The sequence below is a fragment of the Geothrix fuzhouensis genome (assembly GCF_024609325.1).
Lineage (GTDB): Bacteria > Acidobacteriota > Holophagae > Holophagales > Holophagaceae > Geothrix > Geothrix fuzhouensis.
This window is the reverse complement of record NZ_JANHMQ010000004.1, coordinates 72003-87080: the sequence shown is the minus strand read 5'-3', so window position 1 is coordinate 87080 and position 15078 is coordinate 72003. Positions and strand designations below refer to the sequence as shown.

The following is a 15078-nucleotide window of genomic DNA, read 5'->3' as shown; positions in this document are numbered from 1 at the left end:
TATACCGAGCCCTCCCGGCCCTGAAGCCACCGGGTGCCACTGCTACCCTCGAAGCATGCCCGCCCTCGAACTCGTGAACCTCACCAAGCGCTTCGGCGACACGACGGCCGTAGACGGCCTCAGCCTGTCGCTGGAGCCCGGCGCCTTCCTGGGTCTCCTGGGCCGCAATGGTGCCGGCAAATCCACCACGCTGAAGATGGTGACGGGCCTGTTGAAGCCCACCGCCGGCCGCATCCGCCTGCTGGGCCTGGACCTCGAAGCAGACCCCCTGGCGGTGAAGCGCCAGATCGGTGCCATGCCCGAGGACATGGCCCTGCTCGACATGCTGACGGGCCCCCAGTACCTGCGCTTCGTGGGCCGCATGTACGGGATGCCGGACGCCCTCATCGATGGCCGTCAGGCCGAGCTCTTCGACACCCTGGATCTGGCGCCGGGCCCCAAGACCCTCATCGCGGACTACAGCTTCGGCATGAAGAAGAAGGTGGCCCTCTGCGCGGCGCTGATCCACGGGCCGAAGATCGTGTTCCTCGATGAGCCCTTCGAGGGTATCGACCCCGTCACCAGCCGCACCATCAAGGACATCCTCCAGAGCCTGCAGCAGAGCGGCGTGACGTTGGTCCTCACCAGCCACATCCTCGAAGTGGTGGAGAAGCTCTGCCCCCTCATCGCCATCCTGGACGAGGGTCGGCTCAAGGGCTTCGGCCCCCTGGATGAGCTGCGCCGCGGCGGCGAGAGCCTGGAGCAGCTCTTCGTCGGGCTCGTGGGCGGCGCGCAGAAGGGGGCGCTCTCGTGGTTGTGAGCCCCTTTCGCGCCCTGCTGGCGGCCCATGGGCAGGCCACCTGGAACCGCTCCGCCCGGGAGCTGGGACGGCAGGGCGCCTGGGTCCTGGCGCTGGTGGTGGGGATCCTCGCCCTTCTCGGGGCTGTGGGTCTGATCTTGGGTGGGGGTGCCCTGGGCTGGCTGCTGGGAGGTCGCCTGGACCGGCCCGTCGTGGTCACAATCCTGGGCGCCTTGCTCGCCTTCCTCGGCTTCGGCGGCGGCCTCATCGGCGGCGTGCTGGGCGGCGCCCGCGAGCTGGCCTGGGAGGCCTACCGGGGCTTCCCCCTGCGGCTGCGGACCCTCTACCTGGCCGAGCTGACGGCGGGCCTGGCGGACATGCTGCCGCTGACGATGGGTCTGGCCCTGACGGGCCTGGTGCTGGGGATCGGCCTGGCCGCGCCCCGGACCTTGATCCTGGTGCCCCTCGTCCTCCTCGAAACGCTGCTGATGCTGCTGGCCCTGCAGGTGCTCGTGGGCGGCCTCGCTTCGGCCCTGGTGAAGCGCCTCCGCCTGGCCCTGACGGCGCTGGCCATCCTGGCCTGGCTGGGCTCCACCCTGATGTCCCCAGGCCTGTCGACGCGCGGTCCGGGTCCCGCTGCCCGGTCCACGACCCGCCCCCTCCAGGCCGCCCAGGTCGAGAAGGTCCAGGCCCTGGGCCGCGGCGCGGCGCGGGTCCTGGAGGCCCTGCCCACCCACAGTGCCGCCCGGAGCCTGGTGAAGGCGCAGGAAGGACACTGGGGCGCGGCCCTGGCCCTGCACCTCTACCCGCTGGGCCTGCTGGCCCTGGTGATGGTGCTGGGCGCCCGCATCATGGCGCGGGAGGCGAACGGCACCTCGGTGGCGCCACAGACCCGCGGCCCCGACCGCCTCTGGAGCTTCCGTCACCCGGCGGAGGGCCTGGGGCGGCTCCACTTCCAGACCCTCATGCGCAGCCACCTGGGCCGCTTCGCCTTCCTCATGCCCCTCATGACCGTGGTGCTGCTGAAGGGCCCCTTCGCCCAGTTCAAGGCGAACCCGCTCTGGACCGTGCCCGCGGCCTTCGCCTACCTGTCCCTGGTGGCGAACAACTTCGTGTTCAACCAGTTCGGCCTGGACCGGCACGGCGTGAAGGGCCTGCTGCTCCTGCCCGTGGGCTCGGAGGACCTGCTCAAGGGGAAGCTGCTGGGCCTGGCCGCCCACCAGGGGCTCCAGGCCCTGACACTGGCGCTCCTGCTGCTGGCCCTGGACCACGCGGGCCTCGCGCCGCTCCTGGGCGGCATGCTGCTCATGGGCTGCATCTTCCTGGCCCAGACCGCCGTGGGGCAGTGGACCTCCACCTGGGCGCCGCGCCCCATGGCCATGGACACCATCAAGAACAACAACATGCCTTTCGCCCTGGGCCTGCTGAGCATGGGCACCTCGGCTTTCTGGGCCGGCCTCTTCGGCAGCGCCTACGCGCTGCTGGCCTGGGCCTCGCCGCGGCTGCTGGTACCGGGCATGGCGCTGCTGTTCGGGTTGGTGCTCACGGCGCACCTGCTGCTGCTGCCCGCCGCGGCCGCCGCCCTGGACCGGCGCCGGGAGAAGCTGGTGGAGGCCCTGGGATGAACCCCGAGGCGCTACGCCTCGCCGCAGAGCTGGGCGGATCGCTGCTGTCGGCCCCCGGCGCTCCCAATGCACCCGGTGGCGGCAGCCTGGTGCTCGTGGAGCGGATCCAGGGCCACGGCCTGCCGCAGATCCTGGTGCTCGGCCGCACGGCGGAGGACCTGTGGGAGCCCCTGGAAGCCGCGGCCACGGTCCACGCCCGGGGCCTGGCGGTGAACGTGCTGGGCCTCGTGCCCGTGGCCGGCTGCGACCTGGCCCAGGCCCTGCAGCTCCACCGCCGCCGCCTGGGCGCCCTGGTCTGCGCGCTGGATGCGGGCCTGCCCTGGCTGGACGGGAAGCCCATGCTGGTCCGGCGCCTGCCGGGCCGCATCGCCCGGGCCGTACCCGTGGCCCTGGAGAAGGCCCCCATGGGCCCCCTGGAGAAGGCGGACCTGAAGCGGTTCCTGCCGGACTGGGACAAGGCCCGCCGCAAGATGACCTTCCGCCGCCCCGAGTGGCGCGAGGCGCCGGATCACGCCGAGCACGGCGGCTTCGAGGCGGACCTCTGGCCCGGCGTGCCGCTGCCCGAGGGCGCCGAGCTGCGCGTGCCGCCCCTGGTGCTGCCGGAAGCCACGGCCCTCACCGATGCCCTCCGCACGGCCCTGCGCACCGCCACGGGCCAGCCCATCCCCTTCCTGCCCCTGCCCGGGGACCCCGCGCCGCTCCACGCGCTGCGCACGCTCACCCCCGAAGCCACCGCCTTCCACGGCCCCGCCCGGGCCTGGGAGCTTGCCTTCGAAGGCCTCTCCCGCCTGCCCGCGCCGCCCCACTTCTGCGCGCGGTGCTGAGGCTAGCGGGAGTCCTGTGGGGCTCAGCCTCCCGTTCGGGGCTTGAATCCGCCTGTTTGGATGATTCCCTTGGAAATGCGAGATAAGCCTGTCTTCATTGAGAGAATCAAACGGTCCTTGTATTCGGTATTCGCCGACGACCCAGGTCGTCCCCCTTTTTGACTGCCTAAGTAGGTCGATTCATCTGATAATTTTGATATCCGATCAGCAGTGACACCTCCGTATTTCCGAATTGGGCGATCTTCACCCTTCTATACTCCGATTGTCTAACCCCCCGTTAGGCCTCACCATTTTCGGCTCCCCACTCATTTCACCATTGGGGATTCCATGAGGATTAACATCAGATGAAATACATCATTCAAGACCGAAACCAACAGCAACTTGGTCCTATCACTGAAGCGACCATTGAAAATCTATTCAACGACGGAGTGTTGGATCGCCAATCTACCGTGTTTAATTCTACTTCAGGGGGATGGGTCTCATTTGAGAGTGCTTTTGGGGATCGAGCATGGCTAAAGAGTCGCCCCGTTAAGGTCGAGGTTCTTGCTTCAGCCACTGAAGAGATCAATCTCACCAAAGCCACCACCCAACCAGCGACCGCCAGGGCTACAACCTTCATCAGTGGTTATGAGGGAATGGCGGGTGTTCCTGAAACATCAAATAAGGGCTTCCACATCCCAAAGCCGGGGAAATCCTTTGGATGGATATTCTCAATTCTCTTGCTAATTTTAGTTCCTATAACCAGTTTTAATCATAATAAATTTATTAATTTTTTATATTGTTTTATAATTTCTCTTATAGTCACAGTATTACTGAGATCCCCCTATTTTGTGCTTATAAAATATATTTCAAAAAAAATGAGTGTCCTTCTGACCGCAGTATTGTGGGTCATAATTTTTGGTTCTATCGCTGGTTGGGGCATGTATCTCAACCATCAGAATGAAATGGCGTGGAAAGAAATTAATGATACTAGCAATCTCGTACCTACACGATTTAATAACTGGCTAAACGTAAGTCTTCCCAAGGGGATGTCCGAGAAGCTGGAAGGTGCTGACACAGAGCACTGTGTTTCCAACAGAACCTTCTCAGGGATAGATCATAAAATTGAAGCCACATTGTCCCTTTATGAAATGAAAAGCGGCGTTAAGTTTGATATCGATGCTGGGATAAGAAGTCAAGAACAGGGCCTTGATAGCATTTTTGGAGTTGGCGGATGGTCGGAAGTTGCCAACACCCCAGTTCAATATGGCCGCGGAGTTGGCAAGGAACTCATCATCAAGGGCCAGAAAAACAATGAGTGCATGAGCATGCACACCGTCCTGCTTTCATTCCCGGTTCAAAAGGGGATACCTGATCGTGGGGTCGTACTTGTGATTGTTGGCAAATTCTCCGGTCGGACCAGTCATCAAATCTACGAAATTTGTAGATCAATCACCTATCTCGATAACGCCCGTGGATAGGCAGCCATATACCTCAGTCCAACGAAAGACAATCACTCTATCATGCCTTTACGTTTTCAAACCATTACAATGCAGTGCCTAACCTTGTGCAACCCGGACCCCGCCTGCATCGTCTTCCGATCTCTCTCATCATTTTGCTGTCTTGGCTCAGTTCTGCGTCACGGTGCTGGCGGTGCAGTTAGCTTCATTCGTTAGGCCAATGTCAATCAATTCATGAGGAATCTTATGGAAAAACACATCATCAAACTTCTGGAAAGCCGAGCCCGGATCATACTAATTCTTCTAGGTTTTTGTCTAATTGCACTTGGAAATTCATTTCATTTCGAAGTTTTTAATGTAAAAATTCCAGAAATTATTGCCCACACTGGAGCCTTATTCATGATCGTCGGCATGCTGCACTGGCTATTCGATAGTGCCGTGAGGCATCACATTCAAGAGGAAATATTTAGTACGGTGATGGGCTCAACAAAAGTGTTTTCGTGTGGGATAATGAATGCAACATCTAATTCGAAAGATATCAATCATAGAGATGCGTTTAGAAATTCAAACCATCTTGTGATAGGTGAACATTATTCAGATCGTCTATTTGATGACTATTCTGACGATTTTTGTCACAGGCACCAGAATGGCAAAACAACTCACGCCATTGTTATTGATCCTAATAAAAATGCGGCACAATTTCTTATATCATCAATCCCAGGGCACTCGAATCTCAGCGAGGCCATAGACAAAATTAAACTATGTTTATTCCATAGAGATCTCAAGCCAAAAGAAAAAAAACTAATCAAAATATTTCACCATAACCGCATTTTGCGTTATTCCTTCGTCAAGACCGACAATCAGATTTGGATTCGCATGTTTACAAATAGCTCAGGAAGAGCCAATGTTCCTGGTTTCTGCGTAAAGGCCGGCACACCTTTATTTGACTTTTTCACCAATGATATTGATAGACTTATTGAAGAATCAATCGAGGTTCCAAATGAATGAAATTCAGAAGATTCTTGATATGGCACTATCTACCGTCGGCCCAGAACGAGTCTCATCGGCTCTTGAAGCGTTATTATTTCAACCCGGCAAAACCAACACCTTAACAGTCATTTGTAACGAAGGAATTCACTCCATTCCTGAGAATCATCTGCATGGCGAAGTGCTTTCTGCCACAATTGGTAATATTGACTTACAATCCATTGATGCCATTCTTATGTCTTATGATGTAGCTCTTAAAAAAGTTGCCAATAAACTTAAAGAAAAATCTTGGCATAAAATTTATTTAGTCACAACGGGCCCTGTCACTCTTTGCCTACAAATAAAAATGTTAATTTATCACATCACTCGGCTTTCGACAGTGGATATTCACTACCAAAAAGGACGTTATTTTGAAATCGATATGGATTATCGCTCATATTTGCTCAATGAATACAATTCTCCGTCCACCTTGGCCTAACCTCTCCCTCTGAAGCCGGACCCCACCTACATTGCCTTCCCTCTCTCTCAACATTTCGCTATCAAGGCTCCGCTCATCACCTCAGTGCAATCGGGGCCGGATAGATTCATTTGTTAACATTTATAATTTCACTACATACCAAAAACCGCCCATCCGGGCGGTTTTTGGTATCTCCGCGCCCTAACTGGGCGCGATTCCCAACCTACATATTCAACGCCCGCCCGTACACCGCCCGCGCCGCCTCGGGGAACACTTCGTTGAGGCTGGGGTGGGGATACATGGTGTGGATGAGCTCGTCCACGGTGAACTCGCCGCCCATGAGGGCCACGCTGGAGGCCACGAGCTCCGTGGCCTTGGGGCCCAGGATGTGGATGCCGAGGATCTCGCCGTACTTCTTGTCGGCCACGATCTTGATGAAGCCGTGGGGCTCGCCCACGATGTTGGCCTTGGCCATGGGGGCGAAGGGGAAGGTGCCCACCTGCACGTCGTAGCCCTTGGCCTTGGCGGCCTTCTCGTTGAGGCCGATGGTGCCCACTTCGGGATCGCAGTAGGTGCAGGCGGGGAAGCGGTCGTAGCGAACGGGGTGGGGATGCACGTCCTTGCCCAGGCTCTGGGCGGCGTGCTCCGCGGCCACGATGCCCTCGTCGCTGGCCACGTGGGCCAGCCAGGGGGTGCGCACGATGTCGCCGATGGCGTAGAGGCCGGGCTCGCCGGTCTGCATGAACTTGTCGATGACGACGCAGCCGCGGTCCACCTGGGCCTTGGTGGCCTCCAGGCCGATGCCCTCCACCATGGGCGCGCGGCCCACGGCCACCAGCAGGTGGCTGCCCACCACCTCGCCGGGGGTCTCCCCTTCGAGGAAGCACACCACGCCGTCATCGCGCTTCTCGATGCGGGTGATCTTGGTCTTGGTGCGCACGTCCATCTTGTAGGTCTTCTTGAAGATCTTGGCCAGCTCGAGGCCGATCTCCTCGTCCTCCAGGGGCAGGATCGTGTCCATGAACTCGACGAGCGTGACCTTGGAACCCAGGCGGCTGAAGACGGAGGCGAACTCCACCCCGATGGCGCCGGCGCCCAGGATCACGAGGTGGCTCGGCAGCTCGGTGAGGTCCAGGATGTGGTCGCTGTTGAGCACTCGGACGCCATCCGTCTCCAGGCCGGGAATGGGCTTGGGGGCCGAGCCCGTGGCCAGGATGATGCGCTTGGCCTCGTGCACCTCGCCCGCCACGTCCACCTTGCCGCCGCCCAGCAGCTTGCCGAAGCCCTTCAGCACCGTCACCTTGTTCTTCTTCATGAGGAACTCGATGCCCTTGGCGTTCTTCAGGACGATGCGGCCCTTGCGCTTCACGATGGTGGCGAGGTTGGCCTTCAGGCTCTTGGCGTCCACGCCGTCGATGCCGTAGTCGTCGGCCACCTGCATCTGCTCGAAGCGGTGGGCGCTCTCCAGCCAGGTCTTGGCGGGGATGCAGCCGCGGTGGAGGCAGGTGCCGCCCAGGCCCGCATCCTTCTCCACGAGGGCCGTGTTCAGGCCCAGCTGGGCGGCGCGGATGGCGGCGATGTAGCCGCCGGGGCCGGAGCCGATGACGAGGAGATCGAAGGAAGCCATGCTGCGCTCCAAAAAAACGAAATTCATGATCCCACAGCTGCCGGTCCCGGCGGTCTGCGCTGAGGTGGCGCCGGGGTGGCGCCGCAGCGGCCCTGACTGGATCCGGGCTATTTCAGCGAGTGGAATCCAATCAAGTTGCCCTCGGGGTCCATGGCCAGGGTGATGAAGCCGTAGGGCCCGATCGACATCTTGGACCGATGGATGCGGCCCCCGTGGGCCACCACCCGGGACTCCTCCACGGCGCAGTCCTCGCAGGAGAAATAGACCAGGGTGCCGCTCCCCCCGCAGGGCACGCCTTCCAGGTGGACCAGGGCCCCGCCGCATCCGGGCTTCTCAGGGTCCCCCCCGAAAGTCCACATCTCGATGTCGGGGGCTTCCAGGTGCGTCAGCACGGTGGACAGCACGCCCTCGTAGAAGGCCTTGGCCCGGGTCATGTCCTTGACGTAGATCTCAAACCAGCACGCGGCATTGCCTCGCATGGTCTCCCCTCCAGGTCAGGCGTACACCAGCGCAGACCGCACTTCGAGTCGGGCCGCCTTCCACTCTGCCCAGGCCATCCGGAGCTCGGCGCGATGCAGGGCCAGGGCGGCCCTCCGCTCGGCCTTGGCCTCGCGCCAGGCTTCGGCCAAACCCTTGGCCCGCCATTCGGCCTTCTTCGCCTGCCAGGCTTCGTGCCGGTCATGCAGGGCGCCGAGGGCGGTGTCCAGCTTCAGGCGGGCGGCGGCCAGGCGGTCGCGCATGGGGGTGGCCACGCCAGGACTGGCCAGGCTGAGGCGCTCATGGAGACGCTTCTCCTCCATGTGCAGGCGGGCCCGGGTCATGGCCGCCTCGGGCACGCGCCGGAACTGACCTACCAGGCCCATCCAGCCCAGGACGTTCAGCAGCCACTTGGTGGTGTCCCACTGGTACCAGAGGGCGCCGTTGCGGTAGTCCCACTGCCAGAGGTGGTGGAAGTTGTGGTAGCCCTCGCCGTAGGTGAGGGGGGCCAGCAGCCAGTTGTCGCGAGCCGTGTTGGCATCCGTGTAGGGGCGGCTGCCGAACATGTGGGCGGCGCTGTTGATGAAGAAGGTGGTGTGGTGCGTCATCACGATGCGCAGCACGACGCCAAAGACCAGGTGGCCCAGGACGTTGCCGGTGGCCAGGCCGATCCACAGGGGGATGGTGGCCACCACGGCCCCGATGAGGAAGTGGTGCCGATGCTGCCATCGCACGAGGGGATCCTTCTCCAGGTCCGCCACACCCGCCAGGGGCAGTTCCTTCGCCTCCATGACCCAGGTCCAGTGGGCGTACCAGAAGCCCTTGCCGATCTGGTAGGGATCCTTCTCGGTGTCCACGTGCTGGTGATGCACCCGGTGATCGCTGGACCACTTGAGGACCGAGTTCTCGAAGGCCGCGGCCCCGAAGCAGAGGAAGAGGAAGCGCACGGGCCAGGAAGCCTTGTAGGCCCGGTGGCTGAAGAGGCGGTGGTAGCCGCCGCTGATGGCCGTGCCCACAGCGAAGATCATGGCGGCGAAGACCAGCGCCTCGCTCCACCTCAGGCCGGAGGTGGCCAGACGCCAGGGCACCAGCACCACGGCGAGGGCCAGGGTCCCCGTCAGGAAGAGCGTATTGAGAAGATTCCAGCGCTTGCCATGGACCATGCCATTGACTCCAAAACAGAGTTTTATTCTACCGGAGGTTGGCAAGCGCCGTCCCATGCCAAACTTGCCCTTTCCCGGTGTGAGGTTTCTGTGACCGTCAAGCGACCCTGGTATCGCTCGAGTACCTTCTGGATCTTCGTGGGCCTGCTCATGGGCGTGGGGCTCGGCGGCTTCCTGCCCCAGGATCAGTACCCTTGGGCCTACGACACCTTCCGGTTCCTCTCCAAAGCTTTTATCAGTCTCATCAAGGGCCTCATCGTCCCCCTGCTGCTGTCCACCATCATCGTGGGCATCGCCCAGACCGGAGACATCCGGGCCGTGGGTCGCATGGGTGCCAAGGCACTGATCTACTTCGAAGTCATCACCACGCTGGCCTTGTTCATCGGCCTGGGCGTGGCCAACTGGGTGAAGCCCGGGGCGAACCTGCCCATGGACCTGGGCGCCCACGCGGGGGTGGCGGCCGCCAAGGCGAAGACCGGCTGGGAGATCGCCCTCCACATGTTCCCGTCCAACCTCATCCAGCACGCGGCCGAAGGCGACATCCTGCCCGTGGTGATCTTCGCCACCCTCTTCGGCATCGCCCTCACCAAGGTGGGTGAGCGCGGCAAGCCGGTGCTCGCCTTCTTCGATGGCGTGGCCCAGACCATGTTCAAGTACACCGACTTTGTGATGACCCTCACGCCCCTGGGCGTCTTTGGCGCCATGGCCTACAACGTGAGCCACATGGCCGCAGGGCACACGGTGAATGGTTCGATCATCAAGGGCTGGCCGGCGGTGTTCCACCTGCTCAAGCAGTACAGCCTCCTGGTGGGAAGTCTCTACCTGGCCCTCACCCTGCTGTTCATCCTCGTCTTCGTGCCCGTGGCCTGGCTGGCCGGCATCCGCGTCCTGGGCTTCGTGAAGGCCATCAAGGATCCCGCGTTGACGGCCTTCAGCACGGCCAGCAGCGAAGCCGCCCTGCCCAAGCTGCTGGAGGAGGTCGTCCGCTTCGGCGTGCCCCGCCAGGTGGCCAGCTTCGTCATTCCCACGGGCTACAGCTTCAACCTGGACGGCTCCACGCTCTACCTGGTGTTGGCCAGCCTCACCATCGCCCAGGCCGCCGGCATCCACATGAGCCTGGGCCAGCAGCTGCTGATGGTCTTCACGTTCATGCTCACCAGCAAGGGCGTGGCGGGCGTGCCCCGGGCCACCCTCGTCATCATCGCCGGCACCTGCGGCAGCTTCGGCCTGCCCGGCGAGGCGGGCGTCGCCATGCTGCTGGCGGTGGACGAGATCATGGACATGGCCCGCACCACCGTGAATGTCATCGGTAACGGCCTGGCCAGCGTGGTGGTCGCCAGGTGGGAAGGCGTGTTCGGGACCGATCCCGAACCGCTGCCTGATCAAGACATCTGAGCAAGCGCTACCAGAGGTAGGGCGCGGGTTCAGGGCCCAAATCCTTGTCTCGAAAGCCATCCGCCGCTATCGTGATGGATTCCCAATGCGGCGCAGCATCAGGATCCGACGGGGGCTCCATGAAGATCATCGTGACCGATGAGGTGACTGGCGAGGGTTTAGCCCTGCTCCAGCGCGACCCACGCATCACCCTTGACGTCCGCCTCGGGCTGTCCAAGGAGGCCCTGTACGCCTGCATCGGCGAGTACGACGCCATCATCACCCGCAGCGGCACCACCGTGGACAAGGCCCTGCTCGACGCGGCCACGCGGCTGAAGATCGTGGCCCGGGCAGGCGTCGGCATCGACAACGTGGATGTGGACTACGCCAGCTCCAAGGGCGTCATCGTGGTGAACGCCCCCTTCGGCAACACCAACAGCGCCGCCGAACACACCCTGGCCCTCCTCCTCTCCGCCTGTCGCCACGTGCCTGCCGCCTGCGCCAGCCTCAAGGCCGGCGAGTGGAAGCGGGCGAAGTTCACGGGCGTGGAATTGAAGGGCAAGACCGCCGGTGTGATCGGCCTCGGGAAGGTGGGAGGCCGGGTGGCCACACGCCTAAAGGCCTTCGAGTGCGAGGTGCTGGGCTGCGACCCCTACATCAGCGCCAAGCGCGCCCAGGACCTGGGCGTGCGCCTGGTCGATCTGGAGGAACTCTGCCGGTCCTGCGACATCCTCACGGTGCACACGCCGCTGAACGACGAGACCCGCGGCATGATCGGCCCCGAGCAGCTGGCCCTCATGAAGGAGGGCGTCATCCTGCTCAATGTGGCCCGCGGCGGCATCCTGGATGAGCCGGCCCTGCTGGCGGCCCTCGACTCCGGCAAGGTGGCCTTGGCGGCCGTGGACGTCTGGTCTGAAGAACCGCCCAAGACCGATGTGCTCAAGGGCCTCATCGGCCACGAACGGATGGTGGTCACACCCCACCTGGGCGCCAACACCCAGGAGGCCCAGGTCAATGTGGCCATTGACGTCTCCCGGGAGATTCTCAGCTACCTGGACGGTGCCCCCTTGGAGAACGCCGTGAACCTGCCGCACTTCGATCCGGCGGTCATGGATCAGATGCGTCCTTACTTCAAGCTCCTGGCCGTGCTCAGCGAATTCGGCCTCCAGCTCCTGAAGGGCAGTCTGGACCGCGTCACCTTCGGCTTCGCCGGGGCCATCGCCCACCACGATTGTTCGCCCCTCACGGTGAGCGGTCTGGCCGCCATGCTTGGCCGCGCCACGGACCAGCCCGTGAACATGGTCAACGCCAACCTGGTGGCCGAGCGCATCGGCCTGGTGGTCGAGGAGCGCAAGTCCACGGACGGCGGCGCCTTCTCCAACCTGGTGACCCTCACACTGGAGGGCAGCGGCAAGACCCGCGTGCTGTCCGGCACCCTCTTCGAAGGCACCCCCCGCATCGTCCGCCTGCGGGACTACGCCATGGACTTCATGCCCGAGGAGCACATGCTCCTGCTCAGCTACCTGGACCGCCCGGGCATGATCGGGAAGATCGGCACCGTGCTCGGCCAGCACGACGTCAACATCGCCTGCATGAACCTGGGGCGTCGGGAACGGAAGGGCGAGGCCATGGTGGTCCTCTCCGTGGACACGCCGGTCCCACCCCATGTGGTCGCCGAACTCCAGCGGGCCACGGACGCCACCTTCGTCCGTGCGCTGCACCTGCCCTCGGCCGCTCCCGCGTAGAGAATGCGATGATGGAGGTCTGGAGGCCTCTTTGAAACTCATCGCCTGGGACTTCGACGGCACGCTGGTGGACAGCCGCCCCCTCATCGAGGCCGGCATGGCCCACGCCCTGGATGCCTTGGGTCAGCCGCGCTCTGTCATGGCCGAATGGCTCAAATATGTGGGCCTCCCCGTGGAGGCCGGCATCCGGAACACCTTCGGGCCCCTGGGCCTGGACCACGACACGGTCCTGCAGGCCTACCGCAGCTTCGGCCATGCCGAGCATGAGTACCTGATGCAGCCCTTCGAAGGCATCCCTGAGTTGCTGGGGGAACTTCGGGCCCGGGGTCAGCGCATGGGCGTGGCCACCTCCAAGCGGACCGTCCCCCTCCTGCGCCAGATGGCCCGGTTCGGCTGGGAGACCTTCTTCGATCCCATCATCACGCCCGATGACGTCACCCACGGCAAGCCGCACCCGGAGACCCTGGAGCTGATGCAAGCCCGCACGGGCCTCGCCCCAGAGGAGATCCTCATGGTCGGCGACACCCCCTTCGATCTGGACATGGCCCGGGCCGCCGGGGTGCCCAGCCTAGCCGTGGGCCACGGCTTCTATCCCCAGGAGGCCCTGGCCGCCTGCGGCCCCCGGGCCTACGCCCCGGATACGGCGGCGCTGCGGGATATCCTCCTCGCCTGGGTGTAGGGCTGACGATGGCTGAACTCACGCACCTCGATCCCGAAGGCCGCCCCAAGACGGTCCGGGCTCGATCCCAGGCCAAGCCTGAGATCGAGGCCACCCCCAACCCAGGAGCCGGCATGGCTGAACTCACGCACCTCGATCCCGAAGGTCGCCCCAAGATGGTGGATGTGTCGGCCAAGGCCGTGACCCGACGCCTGGCCGTGGCGGCGGGCTACCTGGAACTGGACGTCCCCGCCGCCGAGGCCCTGGCGAAGGGCGGCGGCCCCAAGGGCGATCCCTGGTCGGTGGCCCGCCTCGGTGCGGTGGGCGGGGTGAAGCGGGCCTCGGACCTGATCCCCTTGGCCCATCCCCTGGCCATCGAGGCCGTGGATGTCCTCCACCATTGGGACCCCGTCGCCCGGCGGGCCTGGCTGCGGGTGGCCGTGAGCTGCGAGGGGCGCACGGGCATCGAAATGGAGGCCCTGGCGGGCGTGACCGTGGGCCTGCTGGTGCTCTACGACATGCTCAAGGCCGTGAGCCACGGCATGGCCATCGGTCCGGCCCGCCTCCTCCGCAAGGAGGGTGGGCGACGGGGCACCGTGACCCTGCCTTGGGCGGATTGCCCCTGGGAGCCCTGAGTCAGCCATCCCAGTTGGAAAACATTTGCATATGCAAGGTTCCAGGGCCCCGGTAGGATGGGGATTGGACTTTTCCTATTTCATCGAAGACCGGGGTCACGACCCCCTCAAGGAGGCCTAGCGAAGCAGGCTTTTCCGTTCCAGCCGGGAGTTACCCCATGCGTTTTGCCGTCCTGACCCTCGTTCTCGCGTCCCTCAGCCTTGGCCTTCAGGCCGCGCCGAAGCGGACCTCCAAGAAGACCTCCTCCAGGCCCGCCGATGATGGTGCCGTCCACCTCGTGCGCAAAGGCGAGACCGCTGGTGCGGTTGCCCGGGCCCATGGAATGAGCCTCGCTGACCTCGCGGCCCTGAACCCTGGTCGGAAGCTGTCCAAGCTCTCCGTCGGTCTGCGCCTGAAGGTGCGTCCCTCCCGGACTTCGGCTGTGGCCGCCCTTTCGGAACCGGACGACGCGGCTCCGATCCAGGCCCTCCCCGTGACCCCCCGGGTGGCCCTGCCGGCCCTGCCTGCGGCCGCTGTGGTGCCCTCGACCCCCATGCCCCACCTGGAGCGCCTGCTGCCCTACCAGGTCCGCGCCGTTGTGCCCGCCGCGACTGGCGGCCAGGCGACCTCCGGCCACCTCGAGGCCCATCTTGCCCCGGGCACGCCGTCCCAGCTCCTGGCCCGGATGCAGTCGGTGATGCCGCCGGTCAGCGAGGCCGAGTTGAATGCCCTGTTGCCGACCTTCACGCCGGCCGACCCCGACCACCTCGACCTGCTCTGGCCCGTGGAAACCCGCACCATCAGCTCGGCCTGGGGCCCCCGCATGCGCACCAAGACCGTCCGGGTGAAGAATCATCGCAAGAAGCGGATCCGCTACAAGGGCCGCCACCGCGGCATCGATCTCGCCGCCCCCACCGGCACGGCCGTGTTCGCGGCCATGGATGGCCAGGTGGTGATGGCCGGAAAGCACAAGCAGTACGGCAACTATGTGGTGGTGGATCACGGGAATGGAGTGGCCACGCTGTACGCCCATCACAAGCTGAACCTGGTCCACGAGGGCGACATCGTCCGGCGGGGCCAGAAGATCGCCGAGGTGGGCCGCACCGGTAATGCCACAGGCCCACACCTCCACTTCGAGCTCAAGATCGATGGCGTGCAGCGGAACCCGCTGCCGGTTCTCGATGACGAAGAGGAAGTGCCGGCCGAACTCGCCGCCCAGAACGCCTTGCTGGGGACCGGCGCCCGGCGCTAAGAGCACTCTGAACCTCCGCGCCACCCGCGGCACTGGAAGGAAGCGTCCCACCGTATC

General features: G+C 63.4%; 14 protein-coding genes. 11 read left to right on the top strand and 3 right to left on the bottom strand.

The features are described 5' to 3' along the window. Positions 1-55: 55 nt before the first annotated feature. The 6 genes from NOV74_RS13645 to NOV74_RS13620 all read left to right on the top strand — a co-directional run bounded on the left by NOV74_RS13645 (position 56) and on the right by NOV74_RS13620 (position 6131). A complete protein-coding gene (locus tag NOV74_RS13645; protein WP_257313540.1) occupies positions 56-799 on the top strand; it encodes an ABC transporter ATP-binding protein in 744 nt (247 codons plus the stop codon). Next, complete coding sequence (locus NOV74_RS13640) at positions 796-2403, top strand: hypothetical protein (protein ID WP_257313538.1); 1608 nt, start codon at positions 796-798, stop codon at positions 2401-2403. The genes NOV74_RS13645 and NOV74_RS13640 overlap by 4 nt, the downstream gene beginning before the upstream one ends. Continuing rightward, a complete protein-coding gene (locus NOV74_RS13635; protein ID WP_257313535.1) occupies positions 2400-3227 on the top strand; it encodes a hypothetical protein in 828 nt (275 codons plus the stop codon). Before NOV74_RS13640 ends, NOV74_RS13635 begins: the two co-directional genes overlap by 4 nt. Before the next feature lie 344 nt (positions 3228-3571). Next, the gene (locus NOV74_RS13630; protein ID WP_257313533.1) at positions 3572-4687 is read left to right on the top strand and encodes a hypothetical protein; all 1116 of its coding nucleotides are present in this window, start codon (positions 3572-3574) and stop codon (positions 4685-4687) included. 225 nt (positions 4688-4912) lie between these two features. Beyond that, positions 4913-5674: a hypothetical protein gene (locus tag NOV74_RS13625; RefSeq protein WP_257313531.1), complete on the top strand. Its 762-nt coding sequence runs from the start codon at positions 4913-4915 to the stop codon at positions 5672-5674. Further along, complete coding sequence (locus NOV74_RS13620; protein ID WP_257313529.1) at positions 5667-6131, top strand: hypothetical protein; 465 nt, start codon at positions 5667-5669, stop codon at positions 6129-6131. The genes NOV74_RS13625 and NOV74_RS13620 overlap by 8 nt, the downstream gene beginning before the upstream one ends. A gap of 202 nt (positions 6132-6333) precedes the next feature. Here the strand turns inward: NOV74_RS13620 and lpdA are convergent, their stop codons facing one another. The 3 genes from lpdA to NOV74_RS13605 form a co-directional block, all read right to left on the bottom strand. Next, a complete protein-coding gene (lpdA, locus tag NOV74_RS13615; RefSeq protein ID WP_257313527.1) occupies positions 6334-7737 on the bottom strand; it encodes a dihydrolipoyl dehydrogenase in 1404 nt (467 codons plus the stop codon). 107 nt (positions 7738-7844) lie between these two features. Further along, positions 7845-8216: a VOC family protein gene (locus tag NOV74_RS13610; protein ID WP_257313525.1), complete on the bottom strand. Its 372-nt coding sequence runs from the start codon at positions 8214-8216 to the stop codon at positions 7845-7847. A gap of 15 nt (positions 8217-8231) precedes the next feature. Further along, positions 8232-9377, bottom strand: coding sequence for an acyl-CoA desaturase (locus tag NOV74_RS13605; protein ID WP_257313523.1), 1146 nt, complete (start codon positions 9375-9377; stop codon positions 8232-8234). 90 nt (positions 9378-9467) lie between these two features. Here NOV74_RS13605 and NOV74_RS13600 point away from each other — a divergent pair, with 90 nt between their 5' ends. The 5 genes from NOV74_RS13600 to NOV74_RS13580 all read left to right on the top strand — a co-directional run bounded on the left by NOV74_RS13600 (position 9468) and on the right by NOV74_RS13580 (position 15021). Beyond that, complete coding sequence (locus tag NOV74_RS13600) at positions 9468-10772, top strand: dicarboxylate/amino acid:cation symporter (protein WP_257313521.1); 1305 nt, start codon at positions 9468-9470, stop codon at positions 10770-10772. A gap of 119 nt (positions 10773-10891) precedes the next feature. Next, positions 10892-12496 (top strand): phosphoglycerate dehydrogenase, encoded by a 1605-nt coding sequence (gene serA, locus NOV74_RS13595; RefSeq protein WP_257313519.1) that lies wholly within the window; start codon positions 10892-10894, stop codon positions 12494-12496. 31 nt (positions 12497-12527) lie between these two features. Further along, the gene (locus NOV74_RS13590; protein WP_257313517.1) at positions 12528-13175 is read left to right on the top strand and encodes an HAD family hydrolase; all 648 of its coding nucleotides are present in this window, start codon (positions 12528-12530) and stop codon (positions 13173-13175) included. A gap of 8 nt (positions 13176-13183) precedes the next feature. Further along, positions 13184-13789, top strand: a complete 606-nt coding sequence (moaC, locus tag NOV74_RS13585) for a cyclic pyranopterin monophosphate synthase MoaC (RefSeq protein ID WP_257313515.1) — start codon at positions 13184-13186, stop codon at positions 13787-13789. A gap of 158 nt (positions 13790-13947) precedes the next feature. Further along, positions 13948-15021, top strand: a complete 1074-nt coding sequence (locus tag NOV74_RS13580) for a LysM peptidoglycan-binding domain-containing M23 family metallopeptidase (RefSeq protein WP_257313512.1) — start codon at positions 13948-13950, stop codon at positions 15019-15021. The last annotated feature ends 57 nt before the right edge of the window (positions 15022-15078 follow it).

Coding starts and splice junctions, on each gene's coding strand:
- NOV74_RS13645 (WP_257313540.1), top strand. CDS start 56: ATGCCCGCCCTCGAACTCGTGAACCTCACCAAGCGCTTCGGCGACACG.
- NOV74_RS13635 (WP_257313535.1), top strand. CDS start 2,400: ATGAACCCCGAGGCGCTACGCCTCGCCGCAGAGCTGGGCGGATCGCTG.
- NOV74_RS13630 (WP_257313533.1), top strand. CDS start 3,572: ATGAAATACATCATTCAAGACCGAAACCAACAGCAACTTGGTCCTATC.
- NOV74_RS13625 (WP_257313531.1), top strand. CDS start 4,913: ATGGAAAAACACATCATCAAACTTCTGGAAAGCCGAGCCCGGATCATA.
- NOV74_RS13620 (WP_257313529.1), top strand. CDS start 5,667: ATGAATGAAATTCAGAAGATTCTTGATATGGCACTATCTACCGTCGGC.
- lpdA (WP_257313527.1), bottom strand. CDS start 7,737: ATGGCTTCCTTCGATCTCCTCGTCATCGGCTCCGGCCCCGGCGGCTAC.
- NOV74_RS13610 (WP_257313525.1), bottom strand. CDS start 8,216: ATGCGAGGCAATGCCGCGTGCTGGTTTGAGATCTACGTCAAGGACATG.
- NOV74_RS13605 (WP_257313523.1), bottom strand. CDS start 9,377: ATGGTCCATGGCAAGCGCTGGAATCTTCTCAATACGCTCTTCCTGACG.
- serA (WP_257313519.1), top strand. CDS start 10,892: ATGAAGATCATCGTGACCGATGAGGTGACTGGCGAGGGTTTAGCCCTG.
- moaC (WP_257313515.1), top strand. CDS start 13,184: ATGGCTGAACTCACGCACCTCGATCCCGAAGGCCGCCCCAAGACGGTC.
- NOV74_RS13580 (WP_257313512.1), top strand. CDS start 13,948: ATGCGTTTTGCCGTCCTGACCCTCGTTCTCGCGTCCCTCAGCCTTGGC.